At 68.3% G+C, this 24,527-nt stretch carries 25 protein-coding genes and 1 pseudogene; 14 read left to right on the top strand and 12 right to left on the bottom strand.

Translation table 11 applies throughout. From position 1 onward, the window contains the following. Positions 1-20 precede the first annotated feature (20 nt). Positions 21-1,061, top strand: a complete 1,041-nt coding sequence (mgrA, locus tag AC5RVD_RS09850; RefSeq protein ID WP_494126828.1) for an L-glyceraldehyde 3-phosphate reductase — start codon at positions 21-23, stop codon at positions 1,059-1,061. 347 nt (positions 1,062-1,408) lie between these two features. Beyond that, positions 1,409-1,846 carry a hypothetical protein gene (locus AC5RVD_RS09845; RefSeq protein WP_494113821.1) on the top strand — a complete coding sequence of 146 codons (438 nt, stop codon included), beginning with the start codon at positions 1,409-1,411 and terminating at the stop codon, positions 1,844-1,846. Between the two features lie 163 nt (positions 1,847-2,009). Here AC5RVD_RS09845 and AC5RVD_RS09840 read toward each other — a convergent pair whose 3' ends face one another. Further along, complete coding sequence (locus AC5RVD_RS09840) at positions 2,010-2,471, bottom strand: DUF3817 domain-containing protein (protein ID WP_494113822.1); 462 nt, start codon at positions 2,469-2,471, stop codon at positions 2,010-2,012. 161 nt (positions 2,472-2,632) lie between these two features. Here AC5RVD_RS09840 and AC5RVD_RS09835 point away from each other — a divergent pair, with 161 nt between their 5' ends. Then, the gene (locus AC5RVD_RS09835) at positions 2,633-3,265 is read left to right on the top strand and encodes a TetR family transcriptional regulator (RefSeq protein WP_494113823.1); all 633 of its coding nucleotides are present in this window, start codon (positions 2,633-2,635) and stop codon (positions 3,263-3,265) included. Positions 3,266-3,269: 4 nt separating this feature from the next. Then, positions 3,270-5,870: an MMPL family transporter gene (locus AC5RVD_RS09830; RefSeq protein WP_494126827.1), complete on the top strand. Its 2,601-nt coding sequence runs from the start codon at positions 3,270-3,272 to the stop codon at positions 5,868-5,870. A 43-nt stretch (positions 5,871-5,913) separates the two neighbouring features. Here the strand turns inward: AC5RVD_RS09830 and AC5RVD_RS09825 are convergent, their stop codons facing one another. Continuing rightward, positions 5,914-6,225, bottom strand: coding sequence for an MmcQ/YjbR family DNA-binding protein (locus AC5RVD_RS09825; protein WP_494126826.1), 312 nt, complete (start codon positions 6,223-6,225; stop codon positions 5,914-5,916). Positions 6,226-6,239: 14 nt separating this feature from the next. Then, positions 6,240-7,577, bottom strand: a complete 1,338-nt coding sequence (locus tag AC5RVD_RS09820) for a family 4 glycosyl hydrolase (RefSeq protein ID WP_494126825.1) — start codon at positions 7,575-7,577, stop codon at positions 6,240-6,242. A 210-nt stretch (positions 7,578-7,787) separates the two neighbouring features. On the opposite strand from AC5RVD_RS09820, the gene alr reads away from it, so the two are divergent. The 7 genes and pseudogenes from alr (at position 7,788) to AC5RVD_RS09785 (ending at position 14,116) form a co-directional block, all read left to right on the top strand. After that, positions 7,788-9,098: an alanine racemase gene (alr, locus tag AC5RVD_RS09815; protein ID WP_494126824.1), complete on the top strand. Its 1,311-nt coding sequence runs from the start codon at positions 7,788-7,790 to the stop codon at positions 9,096-9,098. 35 nt (positions 9,099-9,133) lie between these two features. After that, positions 9,134-9,793 carry a tRNA (adenosine(37)-N6)-threonylcarbamoyltransferase complex ATPase subunit type 1 TsaE gene (gene tsaE, locus AC5RVD_RS09810; protein ID WP_494126823.1) on the top strand — a complete coding sequence of 220 codons (660 nt, stop codon included), beginning with the start codon at positions 9,134-9,136 and terminating at the stop codon, positions 9,791-9,793. Between the two features lie 176 nt (positions 9,794-9,969). After that, on the top strand, positions 9,970-10,389 hold the full coding sequence (locus AC5RVD_RS09805) for a VOC family protein (protein WP_494126822.1): 420 nt from the start codon (positions 9,970-9,972) through the stop codon (positions 10,387-10,389). Positions 10,390-10,510: 121 nt separating this feature from the next. Then, entirely contained in the window at positions 10,511-11,179 is a 669-nt protein-coding gene (tsaB, locus tag AC5RVD_RS09800) for a tRNA (adenosine(37)-N6)-threonylcarbamoyltransferase complex dimerization subunit type 1 TsaB (protein WP_494121890.1), read from the top strand. 38 nt (positions 11,180-11,217) lie between these two features. After that, positions 11,218-11,670: pseudogene (gene rimI, locus AC5RVD_RS09795) on the top strand (ribosomal protein S18-alanine N-acetyltransferase); the annotation flags it as partial. A 140-nt stretch (positions 11,671-11,810) separates the two neighbouring features. Next, positions 11,811-12,878: a tRNA (adenosine(37)-N6)-threonylcarbamoyltransferase complex transferase subunit TsaD gene (gene tsaD, locus AC5RVD_RS09790; protein ID WP_494126821.1), complete on the top strand. Its 1,068-nt coding sequence runs from the start codon at positions 11,811-11,813 to the stop codon at positions 12,876-12,878. A 152-nt stretch (positions 12,879-13,030) separates the two neighbouring features. Continuing rightward, positions 13,031-14,116, top strand: a complete 1,086-nt coding sequence (locus AC5RVD_RS09785) for a substrate-binding domain-containing protein (protein ID WP_494121888.1) — start codon at positions 13,031-13,033, stop codon at positions 14,114-14,116. A 19-nt stretch (positions 14,117-14,135) separates the two neighbouring features. Here AC5RVD_RS09785 and AC5RVD_RS09780 read toward each other — a convergent pair whose 3' ends face one another. From AC5RVD_RS09780 to AC5RVD_RS09760, 5 genes are all read right to left on the bottom strand, one after another. Then, positions 14,136-14,711 (bottom strand): hypothetical protein, encoded by a 576-nt coding sequence (locus AC5RVD_RS09780; protein WP_494121887.1) that lies wholly within the window; start codon positions 14,709-14,711, stop codon positions 14,136-14,138. A gap of 11 nt (positions 14,712-14,722) precedes the next feature. Then, a complete protein-coding gene (locus tag AC5RVD_RS09775) occupies positions 14,723-15,871 on the bottom strand; it encodes a zinc-dependent alcohol dehydrogenase (RefSeq protein ID WP_494126820.1) in 1,149 nt (382 codons plus the stop codon). Between the two features lie 125 nt (positions 15,872-15,996). Next, complete coding sequence (locus AC5RVD_RS09770) at positions 15,997-16,203, bottom strand: hypothetical protein (protein WP_494113846.1); 207 nt, start codon at positions 16,201-16,203, stop codon at positions 15,997-15,999. Positions 16,204-16,413: 210 nt separating this feature from the next. Next, positions 16,414-17,562, bottom strand: a complete 1,149-nt coding sequence (locus AC5RVD_RS09765) for a glutamate--cysteine ligase (RefSeq protein ID WP_494113652.1) — start codon at positions 17,560-17,562, stop codon at positions 16,414-16,416. An 88-nt stretch (positions 17,563-17,650) separates the two neighbouring features. Further along, entirely contained in the window at positions 17,651-18,913 is a 1,263-nt protein-coding gene (locus AC5RVD_RS09760; RefSeq protein ID WP_494113651.1) for a THUMP-like domain-containing protein, read from the bottom strand. Between the two features lie 146 nt (positions 18,914-19,059). Between AC5RVD_RS09760 and AC5RVD_RS09755 the strand changes: the two genes are divergently transcribed. Both AC5RVD_RS09755 and AC5RVD_RS09750 read left to right on the top strand, forming a co-directional pair. Further along, entirely contained in the window at positions 19,060-19,251 is a 192-nt protein-coding gene (locus AC5RVD_RS09755; protein ID WP_494126819.1) for a hypothetical protein, read from the top strand. 88 nt (positions 19,252-19,339) lie between these two features. Continuing rightward, positions 19,340-19,939 (top strand): maleylpyruvate isomerase N-terminal domain-containing protein, encoded by a 600-nt coding sequence (locus AC5RVD_RS09750; RefSeq protein ID WP_494113649.1) that lies wholly within the window; start codon positions 19,340-19,342, stop codon positions 19,937-19,939. A gap of 53 nt (positions 19,940-19,992) precedes the next feature. On the opposite strand, the gene AC5RVD_RS09745 is transcribed toward AC5RVD_RS09750, so the two are convergent. From AC5RVD_RS09745 to AC5RVD_RS09730, 4 genes are read right to left on the bottom strand one after another with little or no spacing between them, the layout of a single operon-like run. Further along, positions 19,993-20,751, bottom strand: a complete 759-nt coding sequence (locus AC5RVD_RS09745; RefSeq protein WP_494113648.1) for an iron ABC transporter ATP-binding protein — start codon at positions 20,749-20,751, stop codon at positions 19,993-19,995. Next, entirely contained in the window at positions 20,748-21,755 is a 1,008-nt protein-coding gene (locus AC5RVD_RS09740) for an iron chelate uptake ABC transporter family permease subunit (RefSeq protein ID WP_494126818.1), read from the bottom strand. The genes AC5RVD_RS09745 and AC5RVD_RS09740 overlap by 4 nt, the downstream gene beginning before the upstream one ends. Then, on the bottom strand, positions 21,748-22,776 hold the full coding sequence (locus AC5RVD_RS09735) for an ABC transporter permease (RefSeq protein ID WP_494113646.1): 1,029 nt from the start codon (positions 22,774-22,776) through the stop codon (positions 21,748-21,750). Before AC5RVD_RS09735 ends, AC5RVD_RS09740 begins: the two co-directional genes overlap by 8 nt. Positions 22,777-22,828: 52 nt before the next feature. Continuing rightward, complete coding sequence (locus AC5RVD_RS09730) at positions 22,829-23,779, bottom strand: siderophore ABC transporter substrate-binding protein (RefSeq protein WP_494126817.1); 951 nt, start codon at positions 23,777-23,779, stop codon at positions 22,829-22,831. A gap of 346 nt (positions 23,780-24,125) precedes the next feature. On the opposite strand from AC5RVD_RS09730, the gene groES reads away from it, so the two are divergent. Continuing rightward, positions 24,126-24,422 carry a co-chaperone GroES gene (groES, locus tag AC5RVD_RS09725; protein ID WP_127511177.1) on the top strand — a complete coding sequence of 99 codons (297 nt, stop codon included), beginning with the start codon at positions 24,126-24,128 and terminating at the stop codon, positions 24,420-24,422. The last annotated feature ends 105 nt before the right edge of the window (positions 24,423-24,527 follow it).

Genomic DNA, 24,527 nt, shown 5'->3' with positions numbered 1-24,527 from the left:
CACAATGGCATGATGAGGGGATGGCGTATGAGGCTGCAGAGAACCGGTACCAGAACATTCCCTACCGCCGGGTGGGCCGCAGCGGCCTGAAGCTGCCCGCCGTCTCGCTGGGCCTCTGGCACAACTTCGGCGACGACAAGCCGTTCGAAGTGCAGGGCGCCATCCTGCGCCGGGCCTTCGACCTCGGTGTGACCCACTTCGACGTGGCCAACAACTACGGCCCGCCGGAGGGCAGCGCCGAAACCAATTTCGGCCGGCACATGCGCAAGGATTTCCTGCCCTACCGTGACGAACTGGTGATCTCCACCAAGGCCGGCTACCTGATGTGGCCCGGCCCGTACGGCGAGTGGGGATCGCGCAAATACCTGCTCTCCAGCCTGGACGCCTCGCTGAAGCGGATGGGCCTGGACTACGTGGACATCTTCTACAGCCACCGGCCGGACCCGAACACGCCGCTTGAAGAGACGATGGGAGCACTGGACCAAGCCGTCCGCTCCGGCAAGGCCATGTACGCGGGCATCTCTTCCTACACGGCCGAGCAGACCCGGGAAGCCGCACGCATCATGCGCGCGCTGGGGACCCCGCTGCTGATCCACCAGCCGTCGTACTCCATGCTCAACCGTTGGGTGGAAGGCGGCAGCCCGAATCTGCTGGAAGTCCTGGCGGACGAAGGCATGGGTTGCATCGCGTTCTCGCCGCTGGCCCAAGGCATGCTCACGGACCGCTACCTGAACGGCATCCCCAAAGACTCCCGCGCCGCGCAGGACAAGTCGCTGTTCCCGCAGATGCTCTCCGACGAAAACCTGGACCGCGTCCGCGGCCTGAACCAGCTGGCGGCCGACCGAGGCCAGTCATTGGCGCAGCTGGCCATCGCCTGGGTGCTTCGCCGGCAAGCCAAGGGCGCCCCCGTCGCCTCGGCCTTGATCGGGGCCTCAAGCGTGCAGCAGCTGGAGGACAGCCTCGCCGCCGTGGCCAAACTGGACTTCACGACCGAGGAAGCCGACGCGATCAACCGGTTCGCCGTGGACTCCGACATCAACATCTGGAAGCCGAACGGCTAGGGGGCGGATGGTCCCGCCACGATGAGTAAACGATCCGCCGGCCAAGGATTCCAGCGAGGAAAAACCGCGTGACGGGGTACCCGGAAATACCTGTTTCCACTACTCTGTAAGCGTGCCAACCGCGCCGCTGGGGCACGGTGCGGGGCACCGGAGGCAGGATCCTCCCGAGGGATGGCAACCTCATGTAACTTCTGTTGGGCCGGGGGCAGTCCCGTCGTTCTTCCGGCACCAGTGAGCGGCAGCGGCGATAGGAAGCCCGGGGGGCCCGCCAGGCCGTTCATCGATGACAGGCGGACGCGCCTTCCGCGTTCCTGGCCTCCCGGAAAAGCACGGAAGCACTCTTAGTAATGAAAACTTCAGCAAGACTGCGCGTGTGGTTGATGGTGACCGGCGTACTCCTGGGACTTCTCGCGTCAATCGGCGTCGCGGCACCGGCCGGTGCCGGCAGCGTGGCGGTGCCTGCTTCGCATTCCCACGAAGACAAAGGCGACCACGGCGACGGCGACGCTACCCTGACGCTGCGCATTTATGATGACGGCGATTACCGCGTAAGGGGCGAGGACTACGAAGCGAAACGCGTCCATGTCTGGATCATCAACGTTTCCAAGCACAAGGTCGTGGATCATTTCTACGTCCGGACCCATGACGGCGACTTCACCGTCCGTGGCGACGACCTGAAGTGCGGCAAGACGTACAAGGCGGTCAGCTACAGCCGCGCCGACGGATGGGTGTCGAGCGACCGCGTCAAGTTCCGGTGCGACGACCACGACAACGGCCACCACTAGGAGATCACCCTTAAGGAAATCATTCCGCCAGGGGTACCCAAGGCGGCAAGGGACGGGATCTCGCGTTCCTCCCCATCGTCTTGGGGACACCACAGCACTTAACGGCAAGAGGAGCCGCCGGCGCGAAACGGCGCCGGCGGCTCCTCACTGAGGTGATCCAGTCCTAGGTGAACCAGGTATCCGGCGGACCCATGTAGAGCAGGAAGCCGAAGACGGCGGCAACGGCGACTACGACGACGGCGATGGCCGCCACCGGGCGGGCGAGCACGGCCGCCTGCAGCTTCTCGAGAAAACCGTGCGGCGCTTCACCGCCGGCACCCAGCCGCCATGCGTCGCCGAGCAGGCCGTGCCGGTCCATCGACTTCTCCACGGGAATAGTCGCGTACGGGATGGCGGCGGAGACCACGGCCAGGATGCCGCGGCCTGCAGACCACCTTTGGTTCACCCACGTAAAGCAGGTGCTGACGACGTAGCAGAGGAAGACAAAGCCGTGCAGGCCGCCCGCGATACTGACCGCTAGGCGTGCCTCCGGCACCAGCGCCCGCAGGAGCAGGGCCAGCAATAGCAGCGTCCACGTCACGGCTTCGGCGAAAGCGACAGTGCGGAACAGAGTGCGCGGAGACATGAACGTCCTAGGAGACTAGTTGGCGTCGGCAATGGTGCCAGGGGTGTTCTCCGGGGGAGGGGGAACACCCCACTAATTTAGCCGAGGATGTGGCCCCGCCTGAAATAACTGCATTGAAGGCAACTTTGCATGGCGTGCAATTTAAGCCCTACACTGGCCGGATGAGTGCAGAAACGTCGGTGCCGTTGGAAGGGCTCCGTGAACGAAACAAGGCGGCAACGCGCGGCGCCATTACCGCGGCCGCGCTGCGGCTGACTAGGGAGCAGGGGCCGGGCGGCTTCACGGCAGACCAGGTGGCAGCAGCGGCGGGCGTGTCGCGCCGGACCTTCTTCAACTACTTCCCCTCCGTCGAGGCGGCGGTGACGCGGCCGGTTGAAGAGTTCCTGGCCGAGTCCTTCAAACGGCTCGATGAGCGGCCGGACGACGAACCGATCATGGACGCGGTCCTCGCCACCTTCGGCGGGGAGATCAGCCAGGGCCGGCTCGCGCTGCTGTGCGAGATCTACCAGATGGGTGTCGACGACGCTCAGTTGGAGCGCGTGCAGCTGCAGGCCTGGAACCAGGCCAGGCAGTCGCTCGAAGACGGCCTGCGCCCCCGGCTGCCGGACAACGCCGGCGAACTGATGGTCACGGCGCTTGCCGGTTCGCTGATCGCCTGCGCGCAGGCGGCCATGCGCATGGCCGCCACCCAGACCCCCGCCGGCGAGGCGCCGGAACCGTCGGCCTTCCGCCAGCAGTTGCTCGAGAGCCTTGACATGCTGCGCACCGGCTTCAACCCCCGTCCCAAGGACTGACCCCATGGCTTCGCTGCTCTACAAGCTCGGCAAACTCGCCGCGCGGAAACGCTGGTGGTTCGTCTCCGCGTGGCTGGTGGTGATGGTCGCCGTCGGCGGATCCGTCGCGGCCTTCATGGGCACCCTCTCCAACAGCTTCACCATTCCCGGCACCCCCGCCCAGGCGGTGGCGGACGAACTGCGGGAGAAAATGCCGGCCGCCGCGGGCGGGCTCGGCACCATCGTGTTCACGACGGCGGACGGCCGGGCGTTCACCGCCGGGCAGGAGGACGCCATTGCGGGGATCTCCGCGGACCTGACACATCTGGACGCGGTCAAAAACGCCACAGACCCTGTCGAACTGCAGGCCGCCCTGGACAGTGCGCCACAGACCATCGCCGCCGGCGAAGAGAAGCTGGCAGCCGCCGCGCAACGGCTGGACGACGCCCAGGCCGAGCTGGATGCGGGCAAGGCGCAACTGGAGCCGGGCCTGCAGCAGTTAAAGGCGGCCGAGGCGCAGATCGGGCAGCTGGAGGCATCCGGCCAGGCGGCGATGGCCGAGCAGGCACGTGCCCGGCTGGAGCCGCAGCGTGCGCAGCTGGAAACGGCCCAGGCCCGGTTGGCGGAAGCCGAACAGCGGCTGGCAGACGGTCGGGCGGAGTACGAGTCAGGCGTCGCCGATCTGGAGGCGGGGAAGCTGCGACAGCAGTCCTCGGAGGGGCTGCGGTTCGTCTCCGAGGACGGTGCGGCCGCGTTCGTCCAGGTCCAGTTCGAACAGGGCATGATGGAGGTTTCCAAGGAGGACCGCGAACAGGTCCAGCGGGTCACCGAGGCCGGTCTGGTGCCGGGGCTGCGGGCGGAGTACAGCAAGGACATCGTCGAAGACATCTCCAGCCTGTTCGGAGCTGCCGAGATCATCGGCATCGCCGTGGCCGCCGCCGTGCTGGTGCTGATGCTCGGCACGCTCATCGCGGCCGGGCTGCCGCTGCTGATGGCGCTCGTCGGCGTCGGGGTCGGCGTGGGCTGCACCATGGCGCTCAGCGGTGTCATCGAGATGAGCTCCGTCTCGCCGGTGCTGGCGCTGATGCTGGGCCTGGCCGTGGGCATCGACTACTCCCTGTTCATCGTCAACCGCCACCGCACCCAGCTGCTCTCCGGCGTGCCGCTGATCGAATCGATCGGCCGCGCCACCGGAACCGCCGGCAACGCAGTGCTCTTCGCCGGCCTCACCGTGATCATCGCCCTGGCCGCGCTGGCGGTGCCGGGCATCCCGTTCCTGACGGTGCTGGGACTGGCCGGAGCCGCAACCGTGGCGGTCGCCGTCGTCGTCGCCTTGACCCTGACCCCGGCGATGCTGGCCATCATGGGCAGGCGCATTCTCTCCACACGGGCGTGGGCCAAGGCCGGCCTGCCCGGCCCGGTCGCCGCCGGCGCGGAGGCTTCGGCGCGCGAAGCAGACTTCCACAACGACCCCAAGCGCAGCTGGGGCAAGTCGGTCACGAAGCACCCGTGGCTCGCGCTGATCGCCGGCGTGGCGGTGCTCGGCGTGATGGCGGTACCGGCCGCCGAGCTGCGGCTTGGCCTGCCGGACGGCAGCTCCGAGCCTGCGGACTCGACGGCCTACCAGTCCTACCGGCAGCTGGGCGAGAGCTTCGGCGAGGGAATCAACGGTCCGCTGATCGTGGTGGCCGACCTCCCGGCGGGCCTGGAAGGCACGGAGACGGACGAGACGCTGCTGCGGCTCTCCCAGGAGCTGCGCGCGATGGACCACGTCGCCGCAGCCGTTCCGACCGGCACCAGCGGGGACGGGCGCACCGCCGTCCTGCAGGTCATTCCCGCAGAAGGCCCGGCGGCCGAAAGCACCGAGGAGCTGGTCCACAACCTGCGGGCGCAGGCGGGCACACTCGAGCAGAATACCGGCGTCGGACTCTCGGTGACCGGGCAGCCGCCGATGCAGATCGATGTCTCCGACAAGCTGGCGGACGCCATGCCGGTCTACCTGGCCATCGTGATCGGGCTCTCGCTGATCCTGCTGCTGCTGGTCTTCCGCTCCATCCTGGTGCCGCTGCTGGCCACCGCCGGGTTCCTGCTGTCACTCGGTGCCAGCTTCGGCGCCGTGGTGGCGATCTACCAGTGGGGCTGGCTGGGCGGCATCTTCGACGTCCACGACCCCGGACCGATCCTGAGCTTCCTGCCGATGATCATGATCGGCGTCCTGTTCGGCCTGGCGATGGACTACCAGATGTTCCTGGTCTCCGGCATGCGCGAATCCTACGCGCACGGCGAGGACGCCAGGGCCGCCGTGGTCAGCGGCTTCAACCACGGTGCCAAAGTGGTCACGGCCGCGGCGATCATTATGGTCTCCGTGTTCGCCGGGTTCATCTTCTCCCACCTGACCATGGTCCGGCCGATCGGCTTCGCGCTGGCCCTGGGCGTGCTGCTGGACGCGTTCGTGGTGCGCATGACGCTGATCCCGGCGGCGATGCACCTGTTCGGCAAGGCCGCCTGGTGGATGCCGGCGTGGCTGGACAGGATCCTCCCGGACGTGGATGTGGAGGGCGCCAACCTGGCGCAGCACACCCGCCGGCCCGAGCAGGCCGAGGCACAGCCCGCCGGAGTGCGCTAAGTCCCGGGCGCGCCTGGTCCTCGCCGGCGGCCGGCAGCGTCGGTCACCGACGGTGCCGGCCTCCGGCGAGCCGGAACGATTCGTCGAGCAATTCTTCGAGATGGTCGGGCTCGACTTTCTCCAGGCGCATCAGCACCAGCAGCGGCGAACGCTCGTGGTGCGGGGTCCAGAAGAAGACGTCCGGGGCAGTTGCGGCCAGGGCTTCCCGCTCATCGGACTTGACGGTCAGCACGCCCCGCTCCCAGATCCGGGCCATCAGCGACTTGGCGAACCAGGCGGGCTGGCCCCAGCTTGGCCGCTCGGTGACGCCGGGCAGGGCCAGGCAGAGGCGGCGCACGTCGTCCTCGGTGGGCATGCTTCAGGCCCCTTTCAGCTCCAGCGGTATCCGTGGGCCTGTTCGTAGGCCTCAAGCAGGCGGTGGGCCACGTGGCCGGAGGTAATCAGCGGGTGGAACATGAAGGCCCGGAGGGCCGCCGTGCGGTCACCCTGCCCGCCCCGGATGACCTCCTGCTCCACTGCCTTGATCTGTGTCATCAGTCCGGCCTGATGCAAGGTCAGCGGCTTCACCGGCAGGGGGCGGGCGCCGCCCGCATCGACCACCGACGGCACCTCGACCACGGCGTCGTCCGGCAGCTGCGGGATGGTGCCGGCGTTGCGGACGTTGAGGATCAGCTCGGTGCGCTCGCCGGAGAGCAGGGCGCGCATCACGTCCAAGGCCACGTGTTCGTAGCCGCCGGCCGCCGCATCCTGTTCATCGCGCGAGACGCCGATCTCGCGGGCTTCGGACAAATAGTTCTCCTCGCGGCGCCGCAGGGCGTTCTCCCAGTCCGCGTACGGGGTGCCGGAAGCCTGCAGGCGGGCGTACAGCTCCTGCTGCAATTCGTGGATGGACTCGCCGCGGGTCTGGGCGGCGCCGGCCAACGCCAGGGTGGCCTCCCGGCGGAAGTAGTAATAGAACAGGTAGGCATTCGGAATGGCGCCGAGCACCTGCAGCTCCCGCGTGCCGAAAATCCGGCCCTCTTCGAACGACTGGAGCAGCCCCGGGTCGTCGAGCAAACCGGGAAGCAGGTCCCGGCCCCGGTGCTCCAGTCCGCGCAGCCAACCCAGATGGTTGAGGCCCACATAGTCCACGCCCGCCAACGAGCCGCGGCGCAACCTTGCACCCGCGGCCTTCGCCGCACGCGTGACCAGCCCCATGGGCGTGTCGCAAATCCCGACCGCCCGATGGCCCAGCAGCGGCAGCATGGCTTCGGTGACCAGCCCGGCGGGGTTGGTGAAGTTGATCAGCCACGCGCCGGGGCTGAGCTCGCGCATCCGCCGTGCGATGTGCAGGGCGGCGGGGACGGCGCGCAGGCCGGAGGCTATCCCGGCGGCTCCGGTGGTCTCCTGGCCCAGCAGGTTCAGCCGGGTTGCCACGCGTTCGTCCAGCGTCCTGCCCAGGGTGCCGCCGGGACGGATGGCCGAAAAGACGACGTCGGCGCCGGCCAGCGCACCATCCAGGTCACGGGCGGACTCGATTTTCGGCGGGCGGCCGCCCCCGGGCAGGGGCGCATCTTCCAGCACCCGGACGATCGCCCGCTGCCGGCCTGCGTCTACATCGTGGAGCACCAGCCGGTCCACCAGGGAGGCCGCGGATCCGTTGGCGAGCGCGCGGTAGACCAGCGGCACCCGAAACCCGCCGCCGCCCAGTATGGCAAGTGTTGCCACTGCTTCCCCCGAACGATTGACATTGGATAACGATCGGCCGCCCGGAGCCCGGGACGCGGCCCTTGCTTGTATTGTGCCAGCAAGGGCCAACCACAGGCCCTGGCGGCTGGCCCGGCCGAGAATCTTTGGCCGGGGCGTTTGATCCGGTGCATTCCGCTCCGTGGCGCAGGCCTTCAGCCCGAAGCATGCTTCGGATGGGAGAATGGATCCGTGAGCTCTACAACGTCACCTTTGCCCTATGACCGCCAAGCCGTGATCAACCTGGCCGCCATCCGCGCCAACGTGCGGCACCTGCGCGAGGTCGCGGCGCCGGCCCGCGTGATGGCCGTGGTCAAGGCGGACGCCTACGGCCACGGAGCGGTCCCGGTGGCCCGGGCCGCCCTGGAAGCGGGTGCGTCCTGGCTGGGCGTCGCCCACTTCACGGAGGGGCTGGCCCTGCGTGCCGCGGGCATCGATGCGCCCATCCTGGCCTGGCTGCACACCCCGGACACGGACTTCGCCGCGGGCATTGAGGCGGGGATCGACGTCGGCGTTTCCGGCTGGGAGCTGGAGCCGGTGGTCAAGGCCGCCCGGCAACTGGAACGGCCGGCACGCGTGCACCTGAAGATCGATACCGGGCTGGGCCGCAACGGCTGCCCGCCGGCGCTCTGGGAGGACCTGATCAACCGGGCCGTGGAGTACCAGGAGCAGGGGCTGTTGCGGGTGGTCGGCGTCTTCTCCCACCTGGCGGTCGCCGACGAACCGCACCGGCCGGAGACCGACGAGCAGGTGGACCGCTTCCGCGAGGCGGTGGCGGTGGCCGAGAACGCCGGGCTGGACCTGGAGGTCCGCCATTTGGCCAACACGCCCGGTACGCTCAGCCGCCCGGACGCGCACTTCGACATGGTCCGCGTGGGCCTGGGCATCTACGGGCTCTCGCCGTTCGAAGGGCAGGCCCCGGAGGAACTCGGGCTGGTTCCGGCCATGACGTTGCGCGCACGGGTGGCCAACTGCAAACAGGTGCCCAGTGGCCAGGGCGTCTCCTACGGGCTGAGCTACCTGACCTCCGGACCGACCACGCTGGTGCTGGTGCCGCTGGGCTACGCGGACGGCATCCCGCGCAGCGCCACCAACGTCCAGGTGTCCATCGGCGGCCGCCGCTATGACGTGGTCGGCCGGGTGGCCATGGACCAGTTCGTGGTGGACCTGGGGACCAACGACGCCGAAGACCTCGTGGGCGAGGAAGTGGTCCTTTTCGGCCCGGGCCGGGACGTCCCGGACGCCCAGGACTGGGCGGCGGGAGCCGGCACCATCAACTACGAGATTGTTACCCGCGTCAGCCAGCGCGTCCCGCGCTACTACACCGGAACCGCCGACGACCCGGAGAGCGACGGGGAGGACGCCCCGGCGGCCGAGGCACCCGCACTCACGCCGTCCGCGGCCGAGCAGGCAGCGGCGGCGGCCCAGGTCCGGGCAGCGCTGGCGGCGATCGACGACCGGAACACCGACAGCGCCGGGGATCCCGGCGCGGTACTGGCATGAAGGACGACGCCGACCGGACAGGGGGAGCACCTTCCATGATGCAGCAGCAACCGGCCTCCCCGGTGTGGGAGCGCGAGTTCCAGGTGGCCTCGGCCGAGGAAACGCAGGCGCTGGCCGCCAGGCTGGGCAGGATCCTGCGCGCCGGCGACCTGGTGGTGCTCAGCGGCGGGTTGGGGGCGGGGAAAACCACCTTCACCCAAGGGCTGGGGGAAGGACTCGGAGTCCGCCCCGGTATCATTTCCCCCACCTTCGTGCTGGTCCGCAGCCACCCCAGCATGAACGGCGGGCCGGACCTGGTCCACGTGGATGCCTACCGGCTGCAGTCCGACGGCGAGATCGACGACATCGACCTGGAGAACACCATGGATCAGGCCGTGACTGTGGTGGAGTGGGGCCGCGGCCGGGTGGAGCACCTCTCCGACAGCTGGCTGGACATCTCGCTGGTCCGGGCCACCGGGGCAGACCTGGCGAACCGGCCCGCCGGGGGCGCCGCGCCGGGCGGGCCGCACGGTGCGGCGCCGGCCGAGGCAGCCGGGACGGGCGACACAGCCGGGCCGGGCGGCGCGGAGGGTGCCGCGGGAGCGCGGCGGAGCACCGGCGTCGTGCTGGATTTCGAAGAGCCCGACGACGGCGAGCCGCGGCTGATCCGCATGGCCGCCTACGGGCCGCGCTGGGCCGCCTACATGTTTGCCTGAGCCGCAGGGGCCCCGCCTCGCCGGGCGCGGAGGCAGCGCCCGGCTTGGCGCGCAGCCGGGTGCCTCGCGGCGCGCGAATTTTGCGGGGCAGGGACCCTGCGGGAGCCCGCGGTCTTCACTGCCTCCCGGTGCAGGTCCATAATCGATGGCGTCATCAGACCACGAGGAGGCCCGCCATGGAGACCAAGCTGAACCCGTACCTGGGATTCCGCGACCAGGCCAGGGAAGCCATGACGTTCTACCATTCGGTGTTCGGCGGGGAACTGACGCTGAACACCTTCGGCGACTTCCAGGCCAGCGACGACCCGGCGGAGATCGATAAGATCATGCACTCGCAACTGTCCACCGAGCGCGGTCTGGTGCTCATGGCCGCGGACACCCCCGCCACCATGGAGTACACCCCCGGGTCCAGCCACTCCCTCTCGCTCAGCGGCGACAACGAGGCCGAACTGCGCGGCTACTGGGACAAGCTGATCGACGGCGCCGACGTCACCGAGCCGCTGCAAAAAGCGCCCTGGGGCGACACCTTCGGCATGTGCACGGACAAGTTCGGTATCCACTGGCTGGTCAACATCGCCGGCCCACCGCCGGCGTGACCGCCCGGTCTGCGCAGCCACGGCCGGCCCGCCGCGGCCGCGGAGTGGGCCTGGCCGCGGCCTGACCCGTCCCCGTTGCGCGCCCGAAAGGCACGCCGCGTACCTCAAGTAAAATTGATCCGTGCTGATTCTCTCCATTGATACCTCCGCCATCGCCAGCGCCGCATTGCTGGCCGGACAAGGAGAGACCCTGGCCGCGTTCGCCACCGAGGACACGCGCACGCACGCCGAGGTGCTGGCCCTCGGGATCAGCAAGATCATGACGACGGCGGACGTCACCGGCGCCGACATCGACGCCTTGGTGGTGGGTGTGGGCCCGGGACCGTTTACCGGCCTGCGCTCCGGCATCGCCACCGCACGGGCGCTGGCCTTCGCCTGGGGCAAGCCGCTGCACGGGGCGATGAGCCTGGACGCCATCGCCGTTGACGCCGCACCCGACGCGTGGCGCGCAGGCGTGGACGAGTTCGTTGTGGCCACCGACGCCCGGCGCAAGGAAGTGTACTGGGCGCGCTACCGCAGCACCGGCGGCACGCACGAACTGCTCGACGGCCCGCATGTCGGCGCTCCCTCGGACGTGCCACGCCTGCCGGCCTACGGCATGGGCGCCGGGCTGTACCCGGAGCAACTGCTGGCCGTCACCGAGTACAGCGGCACCCAGCCCACCGCCGAAGCGCTGGGCCGCACCGCCGTCGCCCGGCTGGACAAGGGACTTTCCCTGCCGGACACCACGCCGCTGTACCTGCGCGAGTCCGATGCCAAGGTCCCCGGACCGCGGAAGCGCGCGCTGTGACCGCCCGCACGCCACGGCCGGCGGGCGGCATCCGGCCGATGACCGAGGCCGACGTGCCGGTCGTGGATGCGCTGGAACGGAAGCTGTTCCCGGACGATGCGTGGCCGACGGAAATGTTCTATGAGGAACTGGCGCAGGACACCCGCAGCTACTACGTGGCCGAGGACGCGCTCGGCGCCGTGATCGGCTATGCCGGGCTGATGTGTGTGCGGCCCATCGCCGACGTGCAGACCATTGCGGTGGTCCCCGAGCGCGAGGGGCAAGGCATAGGCACCACGCTGCTGACCCTGCTGATCGACCAGGCCCGGCGACAGCGGGCCGACGACGTCCTGCTCGAAGTCCGCGCGGACAACCCCCGGGCGCAGCGGCTGTACCGCTGGTTCGGCTTCGAGCAGATCCATGTGCGGCCGCGCTACTACCGGGGCGGCGTTGACGCCCTGATCATGCGGCTGCGCCTCAAGGACTGGGCGGGTGCTCCCGGCACCAATGCCCCGAAGGCCGGCCCCGGCACCAATGCCCCGGATGCCCGCACGGGCACCGACGGCGGCGCCAGGACCGGCCGCGCCGGCACCGACGGCGGCGCCACAACCGGCAGGACAAACCAGGAACCCGAGACGACGGAGGACACCCGATGAACCGCACCGAACCGCTGGTGGTGGGCATCGAGTCCTCCTGCGACGAAACCGGCGTGGGCATCGTCCGCGGGGATAGGCTCCTGGCCAACACCGTGTCCTCCTCGATGGAGGAACACGTGCGCTTCGGCGGAGTGATCCCGGAAATCGCCTCGCGCGCCCACCTCGATGCCTTCATCCCGACGCTGGAACAGGCGCTGGACACGGCCGGTGTCACCCTCGGGGAGGTGGACGCGCTCGCCGTGACCTCCGGCCCCGGACTGTCCGGCGCCCTGATGGTCGGCGTGTGCGCGGCCAAGGCCCTTGCGCTGGCCACCGGCAAGCCGCTGTACGCCATCAACCACCTGGTCGCCCATGTGGGCGTGGGCGTGCTGGACGGGGGAGCGCTGCCGGAGAACCTGGGCGCGCTGCTGGTCTCCGGCGGACACACGGAGATTTTGCGCGTGCGCTCCCTCACCGACGATGTGGAACCGCTCGGCTCCACCATCGACGACGCGGCGGGCGAAGCCTACGACAAGGTGGCCCGCATCCTGGGCCTGGGCTATCCGGGCGGCCCGGCGATCGACAAACTGGCGCGGGAGGGCGACCCGAAGCGCATCCGGTTCCCCCGCGGACTGAGCCAGCCCAAATACATGGGCTCGGCGCAGGCCCCCGGAGCGCACCGCTACGACTGGTCCTTCTCCGGCCTGAAGACGGCTGTGGCCCGGTGCGTGGAGCAGTTCGAAGCCGCGGGGGAGCCGCTGCCGGTGGCCGACATCGCCGCGTCCTTCCAGGAAGCGGTGGCGGACGTCATCACCGCCAAGGCGATGCTGGCCTGCACCGAAAACGGCATCACCAACCTGCTGCTCGGCGGCGGCGTTGCGGCGAACTCGCGGCTGCGGGCGTTGACCGAGGAACGCTGCGCGCAGCACGGCATCTCCCTGCGGGTGCCGCCGGTGTCCCTGTGCACGGACAACGGGGCGATGGTAGCGGCGCTCGGCGCCCAGGTGGTCATGGCCGGCGGCAGGCCCTCCGGCCTCGAATTCGCCCCGGATTCGTCGATGCCGGTCACCAGCGTGCACCTCTAGGGCGATCCCGCCCGCGCCCGGGACCCCGGGCCGGCACCGTCTATCACAATCCGCGGCGGCGACCTAGGCTGAAACCATGGCGGGGCACGCCGGCTCCTTCCCCAGCAACTCTTCCATCCGGTCGGACGGCGGAAACGACGGAGGTACACGACATGGGATCTTTGGCTGGACGACTGAAACTGCCGGCGGCGGTGGCCGTCACGGCGGCACTCCTGCTGACGTCCTGTACCCGCACCGGTGAAGAGACGGGTGGGGGGCCGGAAGCGGGGGGTGCCGGAGGCTTCGAGACCGGTTCGTTGATCGGCGTGTCCCTCTCCGCCGACACCGCGTACGCCGAAGCGCTGTTCACCGAACAGATCGAGGGCTCAAACTTCGAACCGAACGTCCAGGTCGCGGCAACTGCCGCCGAACAGCAGCAACAGATCAGTTCCATGCTCGAGGGTGAACCGGAAGTGCTGATCGTGGACGCGGCGGACCCTGCAGGCCTGGGGGAGCAGTTGGCCGCGGCGCAAGAGGCGCAAATCCCGGTCATCGCCTTTGCCACCATGGTCACGGACACCGGCGTTGTCGGCTACCTGGTGGGCGTGGATGCCTTCCAAAACGGGGAGATCCAGGCGCAGGCACTGCTCGACGGGCTGGCCGAACGGCAGGGCGAGGGACCCTACAACGTCGAACTGTTCAGCGGCCACCCGGACGACGGCGGGGCGCGCCTGGCGTTCGACGGTGCGATGAGCGTGCTGCAATCCAAGATCGACGACGGCACCGTGGCCGTGGCGTCCGGGCAGTCGGATTTCGAGGCAACCGCGGGCGAAAACCCGGATGCCGCGGGAGAACGGCTGGCCGCCATGTTGCAGGAGGACTACGCCTCCGACGATTTGCACGGCATCCTGGCGGCCGATGACGCCACCGCCCAGGTGCTCATCCAGGCCGCCGAAGACGGCGGGCAGGATTCCGCCGTCGTCATCGGCAGCGGATCCGCCCCGGAAGCCGTGGAATCAATCATGGCCGACAAGCAGTACGCCACCACCTACGCCGACCCGGCGGCCATGGTGGGCGAGGCCTTGACGCTCGTCAAAGGGTTCGCGCAGGACGATGCACCCAAGGCCGACGACGAAGACTCTTACGGCAACGCGCAAACCACCGTAGCGGCCTACCTGACCGAAGCCGAGCCGGTGACCAAGGAGAACGCCGCGGAGGTGTTTGCCGACAACCAGGAGTTGCTGCAGCTCCTCGAGTAAACGCTGGGGATCTTCCCGTTCAGGCGCGCAGGCGCCGGGCCAGGCCCTTGACCGCCAGCGCGGCCAGGCCGCCTGCCGCCAGCCAGGGGCCGGCCACGATGACCGGGTCGAGCCATTGGTGGCTCAGGTCGGCACGCTTCGTCCCGGTTCGGGAGGCCAATCCGTGATGGCTGAACTCGCTGCGCACACCGGATTCGGTGACGGGATTGTCCGGACGCAGGGTCGCGAAGGAGCGCAGGTGGCTTTCCCAGGCATCGACCCGGTCGGCGGCCAGCAGGATCAGCCAGTGCGCCGCCCGCGCCTCGCTGAACTTGCGGTAGGAGTACCGGCGCATCGCGCCCGAGAGTCCCTTGGGCGGCGTCGACGTGCCGAAGACGGGCGTCAGCATGCGGTGTTCAAGGGATCGCTCGCGCGGCCATTTCTCCTCCTGGCGCTCGGGGAAATCCCAGTGTGCGCCGGTGGCGCCGGGATCGAAGCGTTCCTTCGGCACGGCCGGACGGTCCTCCGGATCCAGGTCGGCACCCCAGCCCGGGATCCGGTCGCGGAGTTCTTCGCTGGAATACCTGCGCTCCGGTTTTTCGGCTGTGTACGGCATCGCGGTGTCTCCTAGCCGGCATTCGGCACGATGAGCGGTTTAATGCAGCCATCGAGTTTCGACGAGAAAATGTGATACCCGTCGGAGATATGCTCCAGCGGTATGCGGTGGGTGACGATGTCGTTGGGTTTCAGGTAGCCGTTTCGGACGTGCTCAAACAACCGCGGCCATTGGCGCTTGACCGGACACTGGTTCATGCGCAGCGTCAAGCCTTTGTTCAGGGCGTCGCCGAACTTCACGGCGCTGAACATCGGTCCATAGGCGCCCATCACGGAAATGGTCCCGCCCTTGCGGACCGAATCGATGGCCCAGTTCAGGGCGACCGGCGAGCCGCCCTGCAGCTTGAACTTGGCCGAGGTGAGGTGCTGGGTCAGGTTGCCGTCCGCCTCGGCTCCCACGGCGTCAATTGCCGCGTCCGCCCCGAGGTCATCGGTCACCTTCTTCAGGTGCACCACGATGTCGTCATGCTCGGCGAAGTTGTAGGTCTCCGCATGCGCGAAGGTGCGGGCCATCTCCAGCCGGTATTCCAGGTGGTCGATGACGATCACGCGCCCCGCTCCCATGAGCCAGGAGGACTTTGCGGCAAACAACCCCACGGGCCCGGCTCCGAAGACCACCACGGTGTCGCCTTCGACGATGTCGCCCAGCTGCGCCCCGAAGTACCCGGTGGGCAGCGCGTCGGTGAGCATCACGGCGTCCTCGTCCTCCATCCAGTCCGGAATCAGGGCGGGCCCGACGTCGGCAAAGGGCACCCGGACATATTCGGCTTGGCCGCCGTCGTAGCCTCCGCAGGTGTGGGAGTAGCCGTAGATGGCGCCCACGGCCGTGGCGTTCGGATTCACGTTGTGGCAGTTGGAATACAGGCCCCGCGCGCAGAAGTAACAGGACCCGCAGTAGACGTTGAACGGCACCATGACCCGGTCGCCCGGGGCGAGGTTCCGCACCGACGGCCCCACTTCGTGGACCACGCCGATGAACTCGTGCCCGAACGTCATCCCGACCCGGGTGTCGGGCATCATGCCGTGGTAGAGGTGCAGGTCCGAGCCGCAGATCGCGGCCAGTGTCACCCGCACAATGGCATCATTGGGGTGTTCGATCGCGGGGATGTCTTTTTCTTCTACCCGGGTCTTGTAGGGCCCGCGGTACACCATGGCTCTCATCAGCGCAGTGCCTCCTTGAGGAAGCGAATAGTCGAGTGCCCGCAAGCCTCACACGCCCGGCCGCAACGGTCAAGGCCCCGGAGCCGCCCGGGAGGCCGCGCTGCCCGGGACGGGTGCGGCTGGTCCTAGGTGCCGTTGCCGGGATCCCTGGGGGACGCCGGTTTCTTGTCCTCGTCTTCCCGCTGCTCCTCGGACCGACGGTCGACGTCCGGTTCTATGGCAGCGTCCAGACCGGCGGAACCGGCATGGGGCGGGCCGTCGGATTCCTGGTCCGAGGCCGCGGCATCCGCCTGGTACAGCGCCTCGTCGTCTGGGTGCTTTTCCCCGGCCATGGCCAGCCCTTTCCCGCATCCGGCTCCGGTTTTCCTTGGGGCAGAGCCTACCCCTGTTCAGCACGAAACGGGACCGGATTCAGCCGGAAACGGGAGCGAATTCCAGCGGGCCGCCTTGACGGAAACCGGGGCGCGGCGGCAGCCGGGATCCTGCCGGAGCCGGAGCCGGCGCGCGGAGCCGGGCCCGGCGCGGAGGCCGCGGCCGGCGGGTCAGCTGCTCCCGCGAAGCTGGCCGACCACGTCGAGGACGACGGCGCGCAGGTCGCCGTTGTGCTCAGCGGCGACCCTGCGCTGGCGCTGGTAGCCGGCGCCGGCTTCGAGGATCTTCTCCACGTCCGCCAGCTCCTCGCTGCAGCCGAGCTTCCTGGCAACCGGCTCCAGCCGGTTCAGCACGTGTTCGCGCAGGTGCTCCGTGACCGGCATTTCCTTGCCGGCGGCGTTGAGGATGATGATGGCGTCCATGCCGTAGCGGGCGGCACGCCATTTGTTCTCCTGCACGTGCCACGGCGGCATGGTGGGGATGGCCCAGCCGTTGTCCAGGGCGGTGGAGAACTCGTCCACCAGGCACTGCGTCAGCGCGGCGACGGCCCCGACGTCCTGCAAGGTGGACAGCCCGTCGCACACCCGCATCTCGATGGTGCCCAGCGCGGGAACCGGCCGGATGTCCCAGCGGATCTCGCTGATCGTGTCGATCACCCCGGTGGTGAACATGTCCTCGACGTAATCCTCGTACACCGCCCAGCTGGGGAATTGGAACGGCAGCCCGGCGGTGGGCAGCTGCTGGAACATCAGCGCGCGCTGCGAGGCGTAGCCAGTGTCCTCTCCCGCCCAGAAGGGGGAGGAGGCGGAGAGCGCCTGGAAGTGCGGGAAATAGTTGACCAGCCCGTCCAACACGGGCAGGGCCTTGTCCCGGTGGTCCAGGCCCACGTGCACGTGCACGCCGTAAATCACCATCTGGTGTCCCCACCATTGGGTGCGGTCGATCAGCTTTGCGTAGCGTTCCTTGTCGGTGACCGGCTGCAACCGCGGTGCGGCAAACGGATGGCTGCCGGCGCAAAAGAGCTCCACGCCCATCGGGTCGGTGACGTCGCGGACGGCCGCCAGGGCGCTGCTCAGGTCCGCCTTGGCCTCGCTGACGGTGTTGCAGATGCCGGTGACCAGCTCCACGGTGTTCAGCAGCAGCTCCTGCTTCACGTGCGGGTGCTCGTCATCGTCCCCCAGCTCGGGATGGCCGGCGCGGACGGCGTCCAGCACCTGCTCGGCCACCGAGACCAGTTCGCCGGTCTGGGCATCCACCAGCGCCAACTCCCACTCAACCCCGAGGGAGGATTGGGCGGACCGTGCGAAATCGATGTACAAACGTTGCTCCGTCTCTGGCGGGACCGGCTGCCGCCGGAGGTACACGTCTGGCGCCAGCGGGGCCAAGACACAGCTTGATTCTAGTGCTTCAGGGCCTGGCGCTGCGCTCGCGGCTGCGGGTGCCGGCGGCGGGAACGGGTTCGACGACGATGGCGATCCGGTCCTCACCGACCCTCGTCAACACCAGGGTGGCCTTGTTCGGCCCCTTGCCGGAACCGGTCAACAGGGTCTTGCGCAGCTCGTCCGGTGCAACCGATGTGCCGCGCTTCTTGATCTCCAGCGTGCCGATCCGGCTCGCCTTCACCCAGGCCTTGAGCTTCTTGACGTTGTACGGCTTGACCTCCAGCACCCGGTACGCCCGGGCGAACGGCGATTGCTGCAGGTGCGGGGCGCAGATGTACGCGATGTGCTCATCCAGCAAGTGCCCGCCCAGGCCGCGGGCGAGGTCGGCCACCAGCCCCGCGCGGATCACCGCGCCGTCGGGCTCATAAAGGTAGCCCGCCGCCGGCCCGATCGCCACGTCCTGGTTGGCGGGGTCGTAGCTGACGGCGCTGGTCAGCTCGGCGGTGCCGCCGGCACCGGTGACCAGGGCCGCGCGCCGGATGCCCGGCCGGGCCAGCCGGTTGAACCACAGCGCAGCCTCGACCACGTCGCCGTCGACGGATACCCATTGGGCCTCGCAATTCTCCGGCAGCGCCTCATGGGGAATCCCGGGACCCATCTTGACCCCCACCGGCATGCCCCCGTCGGCCAGCCCCTCCACGAAGGACAGCGGCGGAGAAAACGCCTCCGGGTCGAAGATGCGGGTGGTGCCCGAGGCCGTCGTCGTCCGCCGCGCCGGATCCAGCCACACGCCGTCGATCCCGGTCAGGTCCAGTCCTTCCGCATCGGCGTTGACCACGGTGGCGGTTGGCCACGGCATCAGGTTGATCGTGGCCACGGCGGCGGTGGTCTCATCCCGTTCCACGGCGGTGACCCTGCGGTCCAGGCTGGCCAGCGCCATGGCGTCTGCGCCGATTCCACAGCCCAGGTCCGCGACGTGCTCCACTCCGGCGGCCTGGAACCGCTGCGCGTGCATGGCGGCGATGTTCAGCCGGGTGGCCTGTTCCAGTCCGGCCGGGGTGAAAAGCATTTTCTCCGCGAACGGACCGAACTTCGCCTCGGCCTTCGCCCGCAGCCGGGACTGTGTCATGGCAGCGGAGACCAGTTCGGGGGAGTGACCGGCCTTGCGCAGCTCCGTGCCGGTGTGCAGGCTCTCTGCCTCGGAATACGGGCCGAGCGAATTCAGCAGCTCCCAGCCTTCCGGAGTGAGGATCGGTGCAATGCTCTCGGCGTGGGTCTCGGGTGCCATGGTTTCAAGCCTAGTGCAGCAGAATCAGGCCAGCCGACCGGCCCATTTTCGCCTCCAAAAGCGGCGATGGGTAGTTCTCCCCATGGCCGGATATGCTGGGACTCCGTAGAGTCGGTAAGGAAGCTTACTGTGAGGAGGCGTGCATGATGTCCACATCCATTGACGGGTACGACATTGATACCGACGCTTGCCAAGCCGAGATTGAAGCGGAACTTGGCAAGCTGATCGAGGCCGGCAACCGTGCCCACCAGGGCTGGCAGGCCCTCTGGAACGACGTCGCCGCGGGCGTCGGTGCACCGGTTCCGGGATGGCAGCCGGAGATCCGGCGCCTCGCCTGAACGTTACGCCACGGTGGCTCCCGGCCGAACCGGCCGCGATGCATGGGGGCCGCTGGTCGTTGCCGCCCGCCGGCCGTAGCATGGGCGCATGATCCAATCGGCGGCAACGTTCCTGTCCGCGGGCCGGTATTTCCGCGAGGTCCTGGCAAACGTGCCGCCGACCGCGTGGAATGCCCCCGGATTGGACGACTGGAGCGTCCGGACGCTCGCCGGACATACCAGCCGCGCGCTATCCACGGTGCTGACGTACTTGGGGCGCCCCGCAGCGATAGTCCAGGTGGAATCCGCCGCCGATTATTATCTGGCCACCGGACTGGCAAATGATCCCGGTGTCACCGAGCGGGCCATTGCCGCCGGCAGGGAGCTGGGGCCGGACCCGGTGGACATGGTGGACCGGCTGCTGGCCCAGCTGGAGAACACGCTGCCGTTGACCGAAGACCGGGTCATCGAGACCGCCGCCGGCGGGATGCGCTTCAGCGACTATCTGCCCACCCGGATCTTCGAACTGGCCGTGCACACTCTTGACCTGTCCCGGGCGTGCGGCTTGGTGGCCGAGCTGCCGCGCGGCGTGGAGCTGGAAGCCGGGCGCCTGGCGATGGAGATCGCCTCGGAACGCGGCGACGGCGCGCTGGTGCTGCTGGCCCTGACCGGGCGGACCATGCTGCCGGGCGATTTCTCCGTGGTCTGACGCCTTGCCGGTCCGCGGGGCAGCCTTGCCGGCTGGCAGCCCGCCAGCCTGCGTCAGGCGAAGTAGACGCCGATCCGGTTGCCTTCGATTTCCTCGATGCGGATGTCGATGTCGTAGACGTCGCGCAGTACGTCCGGCTGCATGATTTGGGCCGGCGGGCCCTGGTGCACCAGGCGGCCGGAGCGCATGGCGATGATCGAGTCCGAGTAGCAGGAGGCGAAGTTGATGTCGTGGATGACCAGCACCACGGTCTTGCCCAGCTCATCGGTCAGCCGGCGCAGCAGCCGCATCATTTCCACCGAGTGCTTCATGTCCAGGTTGTTCAGCGGCTCATCCAGCAGCAGATAGTCGGTGTCCTGCGCCAGCACCATGGCGATGAAGGCACGCTGCCGCTGGCCGCCGGAGAGTTCGTCCACAAACTTGTCCGCCATCGACGTCAGGTCCAGGTACTCCAGCGCCTGCTCGATCTGGGCGAGGTCGGCGGGGCCCGGCCGACCGTTGTTGTGCGGGAAACGGCCGAAGCCCACCAGGTCCCGCACGGTCAGACGGACGGTCAGCTGGTTGTCCTGGCGCAGGATGGCCATCTTGCGGGCCAGTTCCTTGCCCGGGGTGCTGCCGACGTCGAGCCCGTCGATGGTCACCGCCCCGGCGTCCATGGGCAGCAGCCGGGAGACCATGGACAGCAGCGTGGACTTGCCGGCTCCGTTCGGGCCGATGATCGAGGTGATGCCGCCGTCCTTGATGTAGCAGCTGACGTCGTCCACCACGGTCTGCGTGCCGTAGGTCTTGGAGACTCCGGAGACGTGGATCATTTGATGGAGCCTTTCAGCAGCAGGGCGATGAACAGGAGGCCGCCGGCGAATTCAATGACGATGCTCAGCGCGGTATCGAAGCTGAACACCTGCTCGAGCACCAGTTGGCCGCCGACCAGGGCGATGGCGCCCAACAGCACGGCGATGGGCAGCACGTACACGTGCCGGAAGTGCGAGCACAGCAGGTAGGCAAGGCTGGCCACCAGCAGGCCGAAGAACGTGATTGGGCCCACCAGCGCGGTGGAAACGGCCACCAGGATGGCGCACAGCATCAGCACGGTGGTGACGGCCCGCCGGTGGTCTACGCCCAGGTTCAGCGCAGTGTCCCGGCCCAAGGCCAGGACGTCCAGTTGCCGGCGCATCCGCCAGACCGGGACGGTGGCAGCGGCGACGGCCACCGCGGAGGCGGCCAGCAGCACGCCGTCCACGTTGTTGAAGCTGGCGAAGAACAGGTCCTGCAGGATGATGAATTCGCTCGGGTCGATCAGCCGCTGCAGCAGCGAGGAGATGCCGCGGAACATTGTCCCGAACACGATGCCCACCAGCAGCATCAGGTGCAGGCTCTTGCCGCCGCCGGTGAACAGCCAGCGGTAGAGCAGGAAGGAGAAGCCCACCATCAGCATCACTTCGATCACGAAGCGCACCGGCGCGCCCAGGCTCAGCAGCGCCTGCCCGCCGATGGCGAAGGTCAGTCCGGTCTGGATCAGCATGTAGAGGGCATCGAAGCCCATGATCGACGGGGTCAGGATCCGGTTGGCGGTCACCGTCTGGAACAACACGGTAGACACGCCCACGGCGTACGCCACCAGCAGCATCGAACCGATCTTGATGGCCCGCCGGGGCAGGATGTAGCCGAGGTTGCCGCGCAGGTCGATGGTCATGAAGATGGCCACAAGGACGGCCGTCAGGAGGCCCAGCAGGATGATCCAGGTTCGCGGCCGGACCGCGGTGAGGGTGCGGCGCTTGTGCTGCGTCAGCGCGGCGGGAAGTACCGAATCAGCCATTCTTGCGGGTCCTCAGCAGCAGGTACAGGAAGATGGCGCTGCCCACCGCGGAGACGATGACGCCCACCGGGATCTCGTAGGGGTAGCGGATGGTGCGGCCGATGATGTCGCACAGCAGCACGAAGCCGGCGCCGAAGACTGCCACCCAGGGAACTGAACGGCGGGCGCTGTCGCCGAACGCCAGCGACACCAGGTTGGGCACCACGAGTCCCAGGAACGGAATAGCGCCGATGTTGACCACCACCACGGCGCTGATCAGCGAGACGATGACCAGCCCCAGCGTCAGGACCCGGCCGTAGTTCAGGCCCAGGTTGGTGGAGAATTCCTGGCCCATGCCGGCCATCGTGAACCGATCCGCGCACAGGTAGCCGATCACCGCGAGCACCGCGACAATCCAGAGGAGTTCGTAGCGGCCGCGCAGCACGCCGGAGAAGTCGCCGATCATCCAGCTGTTCAGCGTCTGGAGCAGGTCGTAGCGGTAGGCAAAGAACGTGGTCACCGCGGCGATGACGCCGCCCAGCATGATGCCCACCAGCGGCACAATGAGCGTGTTGCGCAGCGGGATCCGGCGCAGCACCAGCAGGAACAGGCCGGTCCCGGCGGCCGCGAACACGGTCGCCACGGACATCTTGGCCAAGAGTGTGGCGCCGGGGACCGCCACCGTGACCACCAGGATGCCCAGCGAGGCCGACTCCACGGTGCCCACGGTGGAGGGCTCCACGAATTTGTTCCGCGCCATCAGCTGCATGATCAGCCCGGCAATACCCAGCGCCGCGCCGGCCAGGATGACCGACAGGGTGCGCGGCAGCCGGCTGATCCAGAAGATGTCCCAGGCCGTCTGGTCACCGGCCAGCAAGGCGGGCAGGGACACATCGCTGACGCCCACAAACATGCTGGCAATTGCCAGGATAACGACGGCGGTGCCCGCCCAGGCGAGCTGGGAACCGGATCCGCGGGCGCGGGAGCGTCCGGCCGCGGCTGCTGCCGCCGGGGCCGGACTGGAAATCGTGGAGGAAGCCATGGATCGGGCCACCGCGCAGGCCGCCGGCGGGTCGCCGGCGGCCGTACGGGTGCTACTTCGTGATGGCTGCCTGGACGGCACTGATCATGGCGTCCGTATTATTCAGGCCGTAGCCCACCAGGTACCAGGATGCTGAATCCAGGTAGGTGATGCTGTCGTTCTTGGCGGCGCTCGTGCCGTTGACCAGTTCGTTGTCCAGGACGGCCGCAGCGGCCTCCCCGGATTCGCCGACGGCCGCGTCGCGGTCGATCACGAACAGGTGGTCCGGGTTGGCCTCGGCGACGAATTCGTGCGAGATGGCCTCGCCGTGCGGGCCCTCGGACTTTACGTCCGCGGCGGTCTGCACGCCCAGGACATCGTGCACGATGCCGAACCGGGACCCTGCCCCGTAGGCCGTCATCTCGCCGCCACTCGTCATCAGCACCAGGCCGGTGCCGGCGTCGGCGGCGGCGGCCTTGGTGTCCTCGATCCGGGTGTCGATGGCTGCCAGCTTTTCTTCGACTTCGGCTTCCTTGCCGAAGATCTCGCCGAGGGTCGCGGAGACTTCCTTGAAGCTCTCGATCGGAGCGGCGGTATCAACGCTCAGGTCGATGGTCGGGGCGATTTTGCTCAGCTCCCCGTAGGCCTCGGCGGTGCGGCCCGAGATGATGATCAAATCGGGTGCGCCTTGGCTGATCGCCTCGAAGTCGGGTTCCTTCATGGAGCCGATCTTGGTGTAGTCGTCCCCGGCGTACTGTGCCAGTGACTCGGGGAACACCGCTGCCTCCGGGACGCCGTCGACCTCGACGCCCAGGGCGGTGAGGCTGTCCAGCACCCCGAGATCGAAGGTGTAGACGGTCTCCGGGTTCACCGGCACGTCGGTGGTGCCGGCGGCGTGCTCTACGCTGATCGTCTCGGCGCCGGTGCCTGCTGCGGCATCGGTCTGCTGGCCGCAGGCGCTCAGCGCGAGCATGGAAACGGCTGCGGTCAAGGCCACCAGGCCGGACTTCAGGGGCTTTTTCACTGACTCTCCATCGTTCGTCAACGCCGGCCCGGGCGGGGACCGGCATTAGGCAACATAAACGTTTGCTATTTGCGCGCAGCTTGAAAGCTACCGGGTTAGGTTAGCCTTACGCAACTTGGCCGGCGGTGGGCGTCGTCGATTTGCGTCACACGGGTGGTGGCCGCGGAAGTCGGGCCGACCCGCCCGTTGGCACTCGCCTTGACCGAGTGCTAATCCTTCTCATAGAGTCGCAGTTAGCACTCGCCCCGTGTGGGTGCTAATACAAGGAACCGCCTGCCGGCACCGCGACGACGGCAGACATCTCCTTGGCCAACCTATTCGTAGCGCATGAAAAGGAGAGAGCCGAGTGTCGGTCTCCATTAAGCCTCTTGAGGATCGTATTGTTGTCCAGCCGCTCGAAGCAGAGCAGACCACGGCCTCCGGCCTGGTCATTCCGGACACCGCCAAGGAAAAGCCGCAGGAAGGCAAAGTTGTCGCGATCGGCCCCGGCCGCGTCGATGACAATGGCAACCGGGTTCCCGTTGACGTAGCCGAGGGTGACGTCGTCATCTACTCGAAGTACGGCGGAACCGAGGTCAAGGTCGGCGGGGAAGAGTACCTGGTGCTCTCCGCCCGCGACGTGCTGGCCATCGTCACCAAGTAAGGCCCATCAGCTGAGTCCGGCGGCTCGGGCGCGCGCAGTCGACGCCCGCAGCCGGAATCACGGACAACCGAAATGCCCCGGCTGCCTCCTATAGCAGCGCAGCCG

The sequence above is a fragment of the Arthrobacter sp. THG-b23 genome, from assembly GCF_059091265.1.
Note: the sequence above shows the minus strand (reverse complement) of the source record. Positions and strands in the feature narration are given on the sequence as shown.

What these genes read in the sequence shown, in the direction of transcription:
- mgrA (WP_494126828.1), top strand. Translation starts at nt 21, where the DNA reads ATGGCGTATGAGGCTGCAGAGAACCGGTACCAGAACATTCCCTACCGC.
- AC5RVD_RS09845 (WP_494113821.1), top strand. Translation starts at nt 1,409, where the DNA reads ATGAAAACTTCAGCAAGACTGCGCGTGTGGTTGATGGTGACCGGCGTA.
- AC5RVD_RS09840 (WP_494113822.1), bottom strand. Translation starts at nt 2,471, where the DNA reads ATGTCTCCGCGCACTCTGTTCCGCACTGTCGCTTTCGCCGAAGCCGTG.
- AC5RVD_RS09835 (WP_494113823.1), top strand. Translation starts at nt 2,633, where the DNA reads ATGAGTGCAGAAACGTCGGTGCCGTTGGAAGGGCTCCGTGAACGAAAC.
- AC5RVD_RS09830 (WP_494126827.1), top strand. Translation starts at nt 3,270, where the DNA reads ATGGCTTCGCTGCTCTACAAGCTCGGCAAACTCGCCGCGCGGAAACGC.
- AC5RVD_RS09825 (WP_494126826.1), bottom strand. Translation starts at nt 6,225, where the DNA reads ATGCCCACCGAGGACGACGTGCGCCGCCTCTGCCTGGCCCTGCCCGGC.
- tsaE (WP_494126823.1), top strand. Translation starts at nt 9,134, where the DNA reads ATGATGCAGCAGCAACCGGCCTCCCCGGTGTGGGAGCGCGAGTTCCAG.
- AC5RVD_RS09805 (WP_494126822.1), top strand. Translation starts at nt 9,970, where the DNA reads ATGGAGACCAAGCTGAACCCGTACCTGGGATTCCGCGACCAGGCCAGG.
- tsaD (WP_494126821.1), top strand. Translation starts at nt 11,811, where the DNA reads ATGAACCGCACCGAACCGCTGGTGGTGGGCATCGAGTCCTCCTGCGAC.
- AC5RVD_RS09785 (WP_494121888.1), top strand. Translation starts at nt 13,031, where the DNA reads ATGGGATCTTTGGCTGGACGACTGAAACTGCCGGCGGCGGTGGCCGTC.
- AC5RVD_RS09780 (WP_494121887.1), bottom strand. Translation starts at nt 14,711, where the DNA reads ATGCCGTACACAGCCGAAAAACCGGAGCGCAGGTATTCCAGCGAAGAA.
- AC5RVD_RS09775 (WP_494126820.1), bottom strand. Translation starts at nt 15,871, where the DNA reads ATGAGAGCCATGGTGTACCGCGGGCCCTACAAGACCCGGGTAGAAGAA.
- AC5RVD_RS09770 (WP_494113846.1), bottom strand. Translation starts at nt 16,203, where the DNA reads ATGGCCGGGGAAAAGCACCCAGACGACGAGGCGCTGTACCAGGCGGAT.
- AC5RVD_RS09760 (WP_494113651.1), bottom strand. Translation starts at nt 18,913, where the DNA reads ATGGCACCCGAGACCCACGCCGAGAGCATTGCACCGATCCTCACTCCG.
- AC5RVD_RS09755 (WP_494126819.1), top strand. Translation starts at nt 19,060, where the DNA reads ATGTCCACATCCATTGACGGGTACGACATTGATACCGACGCTTGCCAA.
- AC5RVD_RS09750 (WP_494113649.1), top strand. Translation starts at nt 19,340, where the DNA reads ATGATCCAATCGGCGGCAACGTTCCTGTCCGCGGGCCGGTATTTCCGC.
- AC5RVD_RS09745 (WP_494113648.1), bottom strand. Translation starts at nt 20,751, where the DNA reads ATGATCCACGTCTCCGGAGTCTCCAAGACCTACGGCACGCAGACCGTG.
- AC5RVD_RS09740 (WP_494126818.1), bottom strand. Translation starts at nt 21,755, where the DNA reads ATGGCTGATTCGGTACTTCCCGCCGCGCTGACGCAGCACAAGCGCCGC.
- AC5RVD_RS09735 (WP_494113646.1), bottom strand. Translation starts at nt 22,776, where the DNA reads ATGGCTTCCTCCACGATTTCCAGTCCGGCCCCGGCGGCAGCAGCCGCG.